General features: G+C 46.0%; 4 protein-coding genes, 4 rRNA genes and 1 riboswitch. All 8 genes read right to left on the bottom strand.

The window, feature by feature from the left end; genetic code table 11:
* Positions 1–12: 12 nt before the first annotated feature.
* Positions 13–1,563, bottom strand: a 16S ribosomal RNA gene (locus tag ACDZ29_RS12655).
* A 552-nt stretch (positions 1,564–2,115) separates the two neighbouring features.
* Positions 2,116–2,231: ribosomal RNA gene (gene rrf / locus ACDZ29_RS12650) — 5S ribosomal RNA — on the bottom strand.
* Between the two features lie 64 nt (positions 2,232–2,295).
* Positions 2,296–5,228: ribosomal RNA gene (locus ACDZ29_RS12645) — 23S ribosomal RNA — on the bottom strand.
* A 175-nt stretch (positions 5,229–5,403) separates the two neighbouring features.
* Positions 5,404–6,954: ribosomal RNA gene (locus ACDZ29_RS12640) — 16S ribosomal RNA — on the bottom strand.
* The 16S, 23S and 5S rRNA genes sit together here, the layout of an rRNA operon.
* A 422-nt stretch (positions 6,955–7,376) precedes the next feature.
* Entirely contained in the window at positions 7,377–9,446 is a 2,070-nt protein-coding gene (gene ptsG / locus ACDZ29_RS12635; protein ID WP_375090954.1) for a glucose-specific PTS transporter subunit IIBC, read from the bottom strand.
* Between the two features lie 213 nt (positions 9,447–9,659).
* Positions 9,660–10,502, bottom strand: a complete 843-nt coding sequence (gene glcT / locus ACDZ29_RS12630) for a glucose PTS transporter transcription antiterminator GlcT (RefSeq protein WP_289318821.1) — start codon at positions 10,500–10,502, stop codon at positions 9,660–9,662.
* A gap of 154 nt (positions 10,503–10,656) precedes the next feature.
* Positions 10,657–11,988: an NCS2 family permease gene (locus ACDZ29_RS12625; protein ID WP_289318820.1), complete on the bottom strand. Its 1,332-nt coding sequence runs from the start codon at positions 11,986–11,988 to the stop codon at positions 10,657–10,659.
* Between the two features lie 109 nt (positions 11,989–12,097).
* Positions 12,098–12,199, bottom strand: a riboswitch (purine riboswitch).
* Positions 12,200–12,426: 227 nt separating this feature from the next.
* The gene (gene guaA, locus ACDZ29_RS12620; RefSeq protein WP_289323469.1) at positions 12,427–13,983 is read right to left on the bottom strand and encodes a glutamine-hydrolyzing GMP synthase; all 1,557 of its coding nucleotides are present in this window, start codon (positions 13,981–13,983) and stop codon (positions 12,427–12,429) included.
* Between the last annotated feature and the right edge of the window lie 25 nt (positions 13,984–14,008).

The raw sequence follows: 14,008 nt of genomic DNA, 5'->3' as shown, positions 1-14,008 counted from the left end.
AATTATCCTTAGAAAGGAGGTGATCCAGCCGCACCTTCCGATACGGCTACCTTGTTACGACTTCACCCCAATCATCTGTCCCACCTTAGGCGGCTGGCTCCATAAAGGTTACCTCACCGACTTCGGGTGTTACAAACTCTCGTGGTGTGACGGGCGGTGTGTACAAGGCCCGGGAACGTATTCACCGCGGCATGCTGATCCGCGATTACTAGCGATTCCGGCTTCATGTAGGCGAGTTGCAGCCTACAATCCGAACTGAGAATGGCTTTATGGGATTCGCTTACCTTCGCAGGTTTGCAGCCCTTTGTACCATCCATTGTAGCACGTGTGTAGCCCAGGTCATAAGGGGCATGATGATTTGACGTCATCCCCACCTTCCTCCGGTTTGTCACCGGCAGTCACCTTAGAGTGCCCAACTGAATGCTGGCAACTAAGATCAAGGGTTGCGCTCGTTGCGGGACTTAACCCAACATCTCACGACACGAGCTGACGACAACCATGCACCACCTGTCACTCTGTCCCCCGAAGGGGAAAGCCCTATCTCTAGGGTTGTCAGAGGATGTCAAGACCTGGTAAGGTTCTTCGCGTTGCTTCGAATTAAACCACATGCTCCACCGCTTGTGCGGGCCCCCGTCAATTCCTTTGAGTTTCAGCCTTGCGGCCGTACTCCCCAGGCGGAGTGCTTAATGCGTTAGCTGCAGCACTAAAGGGCGGAAACCCTCTAACACTTAGCACTCATCGTTTACGGCGTGGACTACCAGGGTATCTAATCCTGTTTGCTCCCCACGCTTTCGCGCCTCAGTGTCAGTTACAGACCAGAAAGTCGCCTTCGCCACTGGTGTTCCTCCAAATCTCTACGCATTTCACCGCTACACTTGGAATTCCACTTTCCTCTTCTGCACTCAAGTTCCCCAGTTTCCAATGACCCTCCACGGTTGAGCCGTGGGCTTTCACATCAGACTTAAAGAACCACCTGCGCGCGCTTTACGCCCAATAATTCCGGACAACGCTTGCCACCTACGTATTACCGCGGCTGCTGGCACGTAGTTAGCCGTGGCTTTCTGGTTAGGTACCGTCAAGGTACCAGCAGTTACTCTGGTACTTGTTCTTCCCTAACAACAGAACTTTACGACCCGAAGGCCTTCTTCGTTCACGCGGCGTTGCTCCGTCAGACTTTCGTCCATTGCGGAAGATTCCCTACTGCTGCCTCCCGTAGGAGTCTGGGCCGTGTCTCAGTCCCAGTGTGGCCGATCACCCTCTCAGGTCGGCTACGCATCGTCGCCTTGGTGAGCCATTACCTCACCAACTAGCTAATGCGCCGCGGGCCCATCTATAAGTGACAGCCGAAACCGTCTTTCCATCTTCTCTCATGCGAGAAAAGAACGTATCCGGTATTAGCTCCGGTTTCCCGAAGTTATCCCAGTCTTATAGGCAGGTTGCCCACGTGTTACTCACCCGTCCGCCGCTAATCTCAGGGAGCAAGCTCCCATCGATTCGCTCGACTTGCATGTATTAGGCACGCCGCCAGCGTTCGTCCTGAGCCAGGATCAAACTCTCCGAAGAAATGTTTGACTTGCTCATTTTGCTTTTTTAATAGTGTGTGCTCACTTAAAATTTAACGTTGGCGCTTTGTTTTGTTCAGTTTTCAAAGAGCAATTTCACAATCGTTCTTTCGAACGGCTTGTTTATTCATCATAACATCTTATTGATTAGTTGTCAACTTCTGCGAAGTTTTAAACTTATTTTAAATCGCTGTGTTTCTCAGCGACCATTTCATCTTATCATTTTCATAGTAAGAAGTCAATAGTTATTATTTTTCTTTTAGTAATCTACCAAAAGCGGATGAAGTTGTTCGTTTGTCTCAGTTGGTGCTTATTTATAATAATCCAATTTCACTTTAAAGTCAACACATTTCAAAATAAATAATTCCTTGTCTAAATGAAGGGTCTATATCTATCTGATCCTCGTTGGCTTAAGGATAAAAAACACGACTTTAATAAAAATAATTCAGACAGAACTCCAAGGTTTCCTAAAAAAACCTTATAAGTCTTCATATATTGTACACGTCCTTATAAATGCAAAAAAAGACCAGCCAGATGGCTGATCTTTGAAATGGCTTGGCGGCGTCCTACTCTCACAGGGGGAAACCCCCAACTACCATCGGCGCTGAAGAGCTTAACTGCCGTGTTCGGAATGGGAACGGGTGTGACCTCTTCGCTATCGTCACCAAACAATAAAGGAACGTTGTTCCTTCAAAACTAGATAATAAGAAGGTATTTCATTTTTTAAAAAGCGTTGGTTAAGTCCTCGATCTATTAGTATCAGTCAGCTCCACATGTCGCCACGCTTCCACCTCTGACCTATCAACCTGATCATCTTTCAGGGATCTTACTAGCTTGCGCCATGGGAAATCTCATCTTGAGGGGGGCTTCATGCTTAGATGCTTTCAGCACTTATCCCGTCCGCACGTAGCTACCCAGCTATGCCTTTGGCAAGACAACTGGTACACCAGCGGTGCGTCCATCCCGGTCCTCTCGTACTAAGGACAGCTCCTCTCAAATTTCCTGCGCCCGCGACGGATAGGGACCGAACTGTCTCACGACGTTCTGAACCCAGCTCGCGTACCGCTTTAATGGGCGAACAGCCCAACCCTTGGGACCGACTACAGCCCCAGGATGCGATGAGCCGACATCGAGGTGCCAAACCTCCCCGTCGATGTGGACTCTTGGGGGAGATAAGCCTGTTATCCCCGGGGTAGCTTTTATCCGTTGAGCGATGGCCCTTCCATGCGGAACCACCGGATCACTAAGCCCGACTTTCGTCCCTGCTCGACTTGTAGGTCTCGCAGTCAAGCTCCCTTGTGCCTTTACACTCTACGAATGATTTCCAACCATTCTGAGGGAACCTTTGGGCGCCTCCGTTACTCTTTAGGAGGCGACCGCCCCAGTCAAACTGCCCACCTGACACTGTCTCCCACCCCGATAAGGGGCGCGGGTTAGAATTTCAATACAGCCAGGGTAGTATCCCACCAACGCCTCCACCGAAGCTAGCGCTCCGGCTTCTCAGGCTCCTACCTATCCTGTACAAGCTGTACCAAAATTCAATATCAGGCTGCAGTAAAGCTCCACGGGGTCTTTCCGTCCTGTCGCGGGTAACCTGCATCTTCACAGGTACTATAATTTCACCGAGTCTCTCGTTGAGACAGTGCCCAGATCGTTACACCTTTCGTGCGGGTCGGAACTTACCCGACAAGGAATTTCGCTACCTTAGGACCGTTATAGTTACGGCCGCCGTTTACTGGGGCTTCGGTTCAAAGCTTCGCTTGCGCTAACCTCTCCCCTTAACCTTCCAGCACCGGGCAGGTGTCAGCCCCTATACTTCGCCTTGCGGCTTCGCAGAGACCTGTGTTTTTGCTAAACAGTCGCCTGGGCCTATTCACTGCGGCTTTTCCGGGCTATTCACCCTAAAAAGCACCCCTTCTCCCGAAGTTACGGGGTCATTTTGCCGAGTTCCTTAACGAGAGTTCTCTCGCACACCTTAGGATTCTCTCCTCGCCTACCTGTGTCGGTTTGCGGTACGGGCACCTTACATCTCACTAGAGGCTTTTCTTGGCAGCGTGGAATCAGGAACTTCGGTACTATATTTCCCTCGCCATCACAGCTCCGCCTTAATGGAAACGGGATTTGCCTCGTTTCCGGCCTAACTGCTTGGACGCGCATATCCAACAGCGCGCTTACCCTATCCTTCTGCGTCCCCCCATCGTTCAAACGATGTATAGGTGGTACAGGAATATCAACCTGTTGTCCATCGCCTACGCCTTTCGGCCTCGGCTTAGGTCCCGACTAACCCTGAGCGGACGAGCCTTCCTCAGGAAACCTTAGGCATTCGGTGGAAGGGATTCTCACCCTTCTTTCGCTACTCATACCGGCATTCTCACTTCTAAGCGCTCCACCAGTCCTTCCGGTCTGACTTCAACGCCCTTAGAACGCTCTCCTACCATCGACACCTAATGGTGTCAATCCACAGCTTCGGTGATACGTTTAGCCCCGGTACATTTTCGGCGCGGAGTCACTCGACCAGTGAGCTATTACGCACTCTTTAAATGGTGGCTGCTTCTGAGCCAACATCCTGGTTGTCTAAGCAACTCCACATCCTTTTCCACTTAACGTATACTTTGGGACCTTAGCTGGTGGTCTGGGCTGTTTCCCTTTCGACTACGGATCTTATCACTCGCAGTCTGACTCCCAAGAATAAGTATTTGGCATTCGGAGTTTGACTGAATTCGGTAACCCGTTGGGGGCCCCTAGTCCAATCAGTGCTCTACCTCCAATACTCTCATCTTGAGGCTAGCCCTAAAGCTATTTCGGAGAGAACCAGCTATCTCCAGGTTCGATTGGAATTTCTCCGCTACCCACACCTCATCCCCGCACTTTTCAACGTGCGTGGGTTCGGGCCTCCATTCAGTGTTACCTGAACTTCACCCTGGACATGGGTAGATCACCTGGTTTCGGGTCTACGACCTCATACTCATTCGCCCTATTCAGACTCGCTTTCGCTGCGGCTCCGTCTTATCAACTTAACCTCGCATGAAATCGTAACTCGCCGGTTCATTCTACAAAAGGCACGCCATTACCCATTAACGGGCTTTGACTACTTGTAGGCACACGGTTTCAGGATCTATTTCACTCCCCTTCCGGGGTGCTTTTCACCTTTCCCTCACGGTACTGGTTCACTATCGGTCACTAGGGAGTATTTAGCCTTGGGAGATGGTCCTCCCTGCTTCCGACGGGATTTCTCGTGTCCCGCCGTACTCAGGATCCACTCAGGAGGGAACGAAGTTTCAACTACAGGGTTTTTACCTTCTTTGACGGACCTTTCCAGGTCACTTCATTTACCCCGTTCCTTTGTAACTCCATGTTGAGTGTCCTACAACCCCAAGAGGCAAGCCTCTTGGTTTGGGCTAATTCCGTTTCGCTCGCCGCTACTCAGGAAATCGCATTTGCTTTCTCTTCCTCCGGGTACTTAGATGTTTCAGTTCCCCGGGTCTGCCTTCAGTACCCTATGTATTCAGGTAAAGATACTGTTCCATTACGAACAGTGGGTTTCCCCATTCGGAAATCTCCGGATCAAAGCTTACTTACAGCTCCCCGAAGCATATCGGTGTTAGTCCCGTCCTTCATCGGCTCCTAGTGCCAAGGCATCCACCGTGCGCCCTTTCTAACTTAACCGTTAAAAAGATCTTACAGATGCTTTGAAAAAAATTAATTGCCTTCTATCTATTATCTAGTTTTCAAGGAACAAAGCAGAAAGAATCCATCACATCGTGATGTTTTTCTTCCCTATCTGAATGAATTACTCATTCAAAACTGAACAAAACAAAAGCGCTCTCGTAATTATCCTTAGAAAGGAGGTGATCCAGCCGCACCTTCCGATACGGCTACCTTGTTACGACTTCACCCCAATCATCTGTCCCACCTTAGGCGGCTGGCTCCATAAAGGTTACCTCACCGACTTCGGGTGTTACAAACTCTCGTGGTGTGACGGGCGGTGTGTACAAGGCCCGGGAACGTATTCACCGCGGCATGCTGATCCGCGATTACTAGCGATTCCGGCTTCATGTAGGCGAGTTGCAGCCTACAATCCGAACTGAGAATGGCTTTATGGGATTCGCTTACCTTCGCAGGTTTGCAGCCCTTTGTACCATCCATTGTAGCACGTGTGTAGCCCAGGTCATAAGGGGCATGATGATTTGACGTCATCCCCACCTTCCTCCGGTTTGTCACCGGCAGTCACCTTAGAGTGCCCAACTGAATGCTGGCAACTAAGATCAAGGGTTGCGCTCGTTGCGGGACTTAACCCAACATCTCACGACACGAGCTGACGACAACCATGCACCACCTGTCACTCTGTCCCCCGAAGGGGAAAGCCCTATCTCTAGGGTTGTCAGAGGATGTCAAGACCTGGTAAGGTTCTTCGCGTTGCTTCGAATTAAACCACATGCTCCACCGCTTGTGCGGGCCCCCGTCAATTCCTTTGAGTTTCAGCCTTGCGGCCGTACTCCCCAGGCGGAGTGCTTAATGCGTTAGCTGCAGCACTAAAGGGCGGAAACCCTCTAACACTTAGCACTCATCGTTTACGGCGTGGACTACCAGGGTATCTAATCCTGTTTGCTCCCCACGCTTTCGCGCCTCAGTGTCAGTTACAGACCAGAAAGTCGCCTTCGCCACTGGTGTTCCTCCAAATCTCTACGCATTTCACCGCTACACTTGGAATTCCACTTTCCTCTTCTGCACTCAAGTTCCCCAGTTTCCAATGACCCTCCACGGTTGAGCCGTGGGCTTTCACATCAGACTTAAAGAACCACCTGCGCGCGCTTTACGCCCAATAATTCCGGACAACGCTTGCCACCTACGTATTACCGCGGCTGCTGGCACGTAGTTAGCCGTGGCTTTCTGGTTAGGTACCGTCAAGGTACCAGCAGTTACTCTGGTACTTGTTCTTCCCTAACAACAGAACTTTACGACCCGAAGGCCTTCTTCGTTCACGCGGCGTTGCTCCGTCAGACTTTCGTCCATTGCGGAAGATTCCCTACTGCTGCCTCCCGTAGGAGTCTGGGCCGTGTCTCAGTCCCAGTGTGGCCGATCACCCTCTCAGGTCGGCTACGCATCGTCGCCTTGGTGAGCCATTACCTCACCAACTAGCTAATGCGCCGCGGGCCCATCTATAAGTGACAGCCGAAACCGTCTTTCCATCTTCTCTCATGCGAGAAAAGAACGTATCCGGTATTAGCTCCGGTTTCCCGAAGTTATCCCAGTCTTATAGGCAGGTTGCCCACGTGTTACTCACCCGTCCGCCGCTAATCTCAGGGAGCAAGCTCCCATCGATTCGCTCGACTTGCATGTATTAGGCACGCCGCCAGCGTTCGTCCTGAGCCAGGATCAAACTCTCCGAAGAAATGTTTGACTTGCTCATTTTGCTTTTTTAATAGTGTGTGCTCACTTAAAATTTAACGTTGGCGCTTTGTTTTGTTCAGTTTTCAAAGAGCAATATTTCACACCGCTTCTTCAGCGACTTAATTAGTATAACACCTTTCAAACACCATGTCAACAACAAGTTTTCATTTTCTCTTGCTGCCTTTAATGTCTCAAGCGGTGTATTTAATATATTAGCACTTGCATACAGACAAGTCAATTTAATTCTCAAAAAAATTCCTTCTTTTTTTAAAACTACCACCTCCTTCTATATATATACTCCTTCTTTCTATTAAAGGTATTTCGAAGCAAAGAGAATTTAATGTCCCTAATTCCCGACCTTACTAATGAATAAACAAAAACAGGAGTGCAGCTAATTATAGCTACCCTCCTGTTTTTGAAAGTTTATTTATTGATAGAAATTACGTCCGCTTCTTCTCTATCTACATTTCCGGCCTTCTCAATCTTCACACTTTCACCCTCGGAAAGATTGGTAAAGACGATTGGCGTAATGATAGAGGTGGCATTGTTTTTGACATACTCTAAATCGACTTTAAGCAACGGCTGTCCGCTTGTCACTTTATCTCCTTGAGCGACAAGAGCTTCGAAGCCTTTGCCTTCTAACTTAACTGTATCGATCCCGACATGTATTAAGATTTCACGTCCAGCATCGGAAACGATACCTATTGCATGTTTAGTCGGGAATAGGTTAACGATCGTACCATCTACAGGAGAAACGACCAAACCTTCCTCCGGTAAAATGGCAAACCCATCACCCATCATTTTTTCAGCAAAGACTGGATCAGGCACTTCCGTAATCGGTTTTAATTCCCCTTTAATAGGTGAAATAAAGCGTTCGGAAACTTCATCCGTCCTTAAAGGTTTCGGGACGATATCCTCGATTTGTTTTTCCACGCCTACTTCAGGAGACGCTTCTACTTTACGAGGCCTTTTTCCATCGATGATATCTTTCATTTGCCCTTTGATTGTTTCTGAACGAGGTCCGAAAATTGCCTGAATGTTATTGCCCACTTCCAGAACTCCAGCGGCACCAAGTTTCTTCAATCTATTTTTATCAACGTTACCGATGTCATTCACTGATACACGAAGGCGAGTAATGCAAGCATCTAAGTGAGAAATATTTTCTTTTCCACCCATGGCTTCCAAGATATCCCCAGGTAGACTTCCAGCTGTACTTGCAGACCCTTCAGTTTCCTCGTCCTCTTCCACTTCACGGCCAGGAGTTTTAAGGTTAAACTTCCTTATCGCAAATCGGAATCCAAAGTAATAGATAACCGCAAAAACTAAACCAACTGGGATAACGATCCAAGCATTGGTTTGAGGATTAATTAAACCAAACAGTACGTAATCGATCAAACCACCCGAAAACGTCATCCCGATTTTCACATCCAGTAAATGCATAGTCATGAAAGATAGACCTGCAAACAGACAGTGAATCCCGAAAAGTATCGGTGCAACAAATAAGAAGGCAAATTCAAGAGGCTCAGTAATCCCCGTCAAGAAAGATGTAAGTGCCGCCGAAGCCATCAAGCCACCGACAATTTTCTTTCGTTCCGGTCTTGCTTCATGATAAATGGCCAAAGCTGCTGCTGGCAATCCGAACATCATGAACGGATATTTACCAGTCATGAAGGTACCTGCCGTTAAATTCTGTACGCCATCTTTAATTTGCGCCATGAAGATGGCTTGGTCACCCCTGACTGGCGTTCCCCCGCCTTGAGGGATATAGCTGCCAAATTCAAACCAGAATGGAGAATAGAAGATATGATGCAGTCCAAACGGAATTAACGCACGTTCTACAATCCCGAACACTAAAGCTCCCAGAGTCAGGTTAGCACCCAACATATTTTCTGAAAATGAATTTAGCCCCGATTGAATCGTCGGCCAAACTAAAATCATCAACAACCCAAGAATAACTGCGCTTGCAGCCGTTGCAATGGGTACAAAACGTTTACCTGCAAAGAATCCTAAATAAGAAGGCAGTTCAATTTCATAAAATTTATTATACATAACAGCAGCCATGACACCGACAATAATACCGCCGAACACGCCTGTTCCCAACGTTGGGATTCCCAGAACATTGCTATACACCGCACCATTTTTCGCAATGTCTGCAGCGTCAATTCCAAGAACAGTTCCCATTGTTACATTCATAATCAAGAACCCGATAATCGCCGCCAGCCCGGCAACACCATCTCCGCCAGCTAGACCAATCGCGACCCCCACAGCAAACAATAAGGGAAGATTCCCAAAAATAATATTCCCAGCATTCTCCATGACCGATGCGACCATTTCAACTCCGCCACTTGCAAGAAACGGGGCGATATCCAACAAAGTCTCGTTTTGCAATGCATTACCAAAAGCAAGTAAAATTCCCGCCGCTGGTAAAATGGCTACAGGAAGCATCAAAGCTTTTCCGATTTTTTGCAAAACACCAAACAACTTCTTAAACATAGGTTTTCCTCCTCTTTACTATTTTTCCACGCTAATAAAACGGTTACATTTAACGATGGAATTCATCTTCCCACGCAACAGAATTCGAATACAAAAAAGGCATAAGCAAAGATAGGATTGAAATGAAGTTCAGGTATATAATACCCTCTTTCATAACAATCATTCTCCTCACTTATGCCTGATCGAATCAGTAACACGTAAGTTAATGTATTTTTATTTGATTTTCTTTTGTAATCGTTGGATATGCATCGTTAGATAGACAGCTTCCGCATCACAAACCGGTCTGCCTAATTTCTGCTGCATAATTTTTATTAGCTTCCATGAGATATTGTAACACAAAGGATATTCTTCTTTCAATAGCAATGCAATTTTTTCAGGTTCATCGACCATTTCCCCAGCCAAAACCCTGTCTATCATGAATCTTAAATGACGGACCAAACGTGTATAATCAATGCTTTCCTTATTAATTTTTACGTTTAGCTGTTCTTCAACGACTTGAATAAGATGATAGATTAACTGCGAATGCTGATTGACTTCCGATAAGTCTTTATTTGCTATTGCACTATGAATATGAAGGGTAATGAAACCGATTTCCCCTTGGGGTAGGCCTATGCCTGTCTTATCTTGAATTAAGTCGATTACATCAACAGCAATATCATGTTCAAAAGGATAAAGGGTTATCGTTTCTTTCAAGAATGGGTTTTTGATAGTCATTCCTTGTGAAACACGCTGAAGGGCGAACAGTAAATGATCTGTTAAACCGACATGTATATGTTCATTGAGTTTTCCGGTTACTCGATCGTTAATGAGATGAATGGATTCTATAATGGCTGCTTGAAGATTTTGATCGATCTGCGGCAAAAGTTTTTTGTAACTTTCCTGTTCCTTAACATTTTTCAGAACGAACGTTTTCTCCGCAAGTTCCGGACTTAACTCTTCACCTTTCTTTCGGTTGAAGCCCAAGCCCTTTCCAATAGAGACGACTTCACCATACGTCGGATGCGTGGCTATCACCACGTTATTGTTCAAAACCTTTTCAACGATAAAACCATTCATTTTTCTCCCTCATTTTTTCTCAAAGTCATCCCTATGCCCCATACAGGATAAAGTGCTTAGTACTTAGTACTTTTACTATACACGATATGAGCTTTCTCTTACAACATGAAAGAAGAGCCCCAAAAGTCAGGGCTCTTCTTACTCACTCGCATTATTACTTCAAGAAAATGAAATATAGAAGGAAGACGACTCCAAGACCCCACATAATCGGGTGAACTTCTTTAGCCCTTCCTTTCATCGACATCGTGATCGGATAGAAGATGAATCCACAAGCTATCCCTGTCGCAATTGAATATGTCATGGGCATCATGATAACGGTAAAGAAGGCTGGAACAGCAATTTCGAACTTCTGCCAGTCAATATTTTTAAGTGAAGATGCCATTAATACTCCGACTATAACTAATGCCGGCGCAGTCACCGCAGATGTCACCACCGAAAGAAGCGGGAAGAAGAAAAGGGATAGGACAAACAGCAAACCGGTTACTACAGCCGCAAAACCACTTCGAGCACCAGCAGCAACACCTGATGTTGACTCTACATAAGATGTAGTGGTGGAAGTACCAAGAATTGCACCTGAAACGATGGATAATGAATCGGCAAGTAATCCTTTTCCCACTCTAGGAAGTACATTATCCTTCATCAGTCCAGCTTGTTGCGCAACAGCCACCAACGTACCGGCTGTATCAAAGAAAGCTACGAACAGAAAAGTCAATATCACGATTAACATTTGACCAGTGAAGAGATCACCGGGATTTCCGAAGGCATCGAATGCAACTCCGAAAGTAGGAGCAATGCTAGGAACGGCACCGATTATTTTCTCCGGCACCGGCACTTGCCCAAAGATCATTCCTGCAATGGCTGTAATGACCATTCCTATGAACACGCCACTTTTAACGCCTCTCGTCATCAAAATGACGGTTACGACAATTCCAAAAACAGCCAATAAAGTATTTCCTGAGGTTAAGTCACCCAATCCGACAAGGACGCTGTCATCATTCGTGATGATTCCAGCATTTTGAAACCCTACAAAAGTAATGAATAAGCCGATACCAGCTCCAACTGCGTATTTAAGTTCGACTGGAATTGCATTAATGATTTTCTCCCGTATTCCCGATAGGGAAAGCAAAACGAAGATAATCCCTGAAATCAATACCCCTGTTAAAGCAGTCTGCCAAGGGATTCCAAAACCAAGTACAACGGTGAAAGCGAAGAAAGCATTCAATCCCATTCCTGGCGCCAGCGATATTGGATACCTGGCTATGAGCCCCATCAATATCGAGCCAATCGCAGCTGCTAAGGCAGTCGCTGCAAAAACGGCTCCGTAGTCCATTCTCAATTCATCTGGATAGTCCTCGATGCTTTGTAAAGTCAGCATCACAGGGTTAACAACCAGGATATATGCCATCGAAAGGAACGTAGTTAGTCCGCCAAGTATTTCACGGCGATAATTAGTTCCCAGCTCATTAAACCGAAAATAATTTTTCATTATGAGTCTCCCCTATCATAAGATCGTAAGCCAACAGACAAATGCCCCATTCGCTTCCGAACGGGGCTTGACTACAATCATGTAAAGAAGTGGCGGTTTATCCTTGCTCGCGCCAATCCATTCACATCGTAGTCAAGCCGTTCACGGCAGCTTGGTAGAAACTTTTGGGCCATATCCCCAATATTATACGACAATTATGTTTTTTTATTATTATAGGTATAGTGTACCAGTCACAAAAATAATCGTCAATACGCCAAACGAATATTTTTTATGTAATTTTAGGCATTGTTCGCGTTTCGCTATATTTTCCTTACTTATTATGGCTATATCTTCACCAACATACGTGAAATGTAAGTATTCAACATATTATCTATAATTTTTATAACAAAAAAAAATCAGTGAAGGTTAATTCCTTCACTGATTGGATGATTTAATCTTCTATTCCCACTCGATAGTTGCAGGTGGCTTGGAAGTAATGTCATACACGACGCGGTTAACATGATTAACTTCATTAACGATTCTCGTTGAGATGATTTCAAGTACATCCCATGGGATTCTCGCCCAATCGGAAGTCATTCCGTCAATGGATGTTACAGCACGGATCCCGATTGTGTAATCATACGTACGGGCGTCGCCCATTACCCCTACACTACGGATGTTAGGAAGCACCGTAAAGTACTGCCAAATTTCACGTTCCAAACCATTCTTTTTAATTTCTTCACGTAAGATATGGTCAGATTCACGAACGATTTCAAGTTTTTCATCTGAAATTTCACCTAATACACGAATGCCTAAACCTGGACCTGGGAATGGTTGACGCCAAACGATTTCATCTGGAATGCCCATTTCACTGCCAAGTGCACGCACTTCATCCTTGAATAGAGTATTCAATGGCTCAATCAATTTAAATTGCATATCTTCCGGCAGACCGCCAACGTTATGATGCGATTTAATTGTTTGTGCAGTAGCCGTACCACTTTCAATAATGTCTGTGTACAGTGTCCCTTGTGCAAGGAATTCAATACCTTTAAGCTTTGTTGCTTCGTCATCAAATACGTAGATAAACTCGTTACCGATGATTTTCCGTTTTTGTTCCGGATCTGAAACGCCAGCAAGTTTCGATAGGAAGCGTTCCGATGCATCGACCTTAATTACGTTCATATTGAAGCCTTCCCTGAATGTTTCCATTACACCTTCAGCTTCCCCTTTACGAAGTAATCCATGATCAACGAAAATACATGTTAGCTGATCGCCAATCGCTTTATGGATCAATACAGCCACAACGGATGAATCCACTCCGCCGCTCAATGCGCATAACACTTTTTTATCTCCGACCGTTTGACGGATTTTCTCCATCTCGATTTCAATGAAGTTCTCCATTGACCAGTCACCTTTGCAACCACAAACGCCGAATACGAAATTTTTCAAAATGTCATTTCCGTAAACTGAATGACGGACTTCAGGATGGAATTGTACTGCATACAATTTACGTGACTCGTCACTCATAGCCGAAATTGGGCAAGACGGGTTCGTTCCATCAATCTTGAAACCTTCAGGCGTTTCCACCACTAAATCACCATGGCTCATCCAAACGATTTGTTCTTTTGGCAAGTCACTGAATAACTTGGACTCATTTTGGATGGCAAGTGTCGCTTTTCCGTATTCACGGTTTTTAGCTGGTTCCACTTTTCCGCCAAAATGTTTGGTCATAAGCTGCATGCCATAACAAATACCGAAAATCGGTAGGCCCATTTCGAATATGCGTTCATCACAACCAAATGCAGTTGCATCATAAACACTGTTCGGACCACCTGAGAAAATAATTCCCGTTGGGTTCATTTTCTCGATTTCTTCTACAGTAATTGTATGAGGATGAAGCTCACTGTACACACCAAATTCGCGGATACGACGAGTGATCAATTGGTTATATTGGCTTCCGAAATCAAGTACTACGATCATTTCCTGGTTTTTTTGCAATTCTGTTTTCCCCGGCACAAACGTCACCTCTATCAATGTAATT

This window comes from Peribacillus sp. RS7, from assembly GCF_041956845.1.
Classification (GTDB): Bacteria; Bacillota; Bacilli; order Bacillales; family DSM-1321; genus Peribacillus.
Note: the sequence above shows the minus strand (reverse complement) of the source record. Positions and strands in the feature narration are given on the sequence as shown.

Excerpts from the sequence above, each read along its gene's own strand:
- ptsG (WP_375090954.1), bottom strand. The coding sequence starts at position 9,446 with ATGTTTAAGAAGTTGTTTGGTGTTTTGCAAAAAATCGGAAAAGCTTTG.
- glcT (WP_289318821.1), bottom strand. The coding sequence starts at position 10,502 with ATGAATGGTTTTATCGTTGAAAAGGTTTTGAACAATAACGTGGTGATA.
- ACDZ29_RS12625 (WP_289318820.1), bottom strand. The coding sequence starts at position 11,988 with ATGAAAAATTATTTTCGGTTTAATGAGCTGGGAACTAATTATCGCCGT.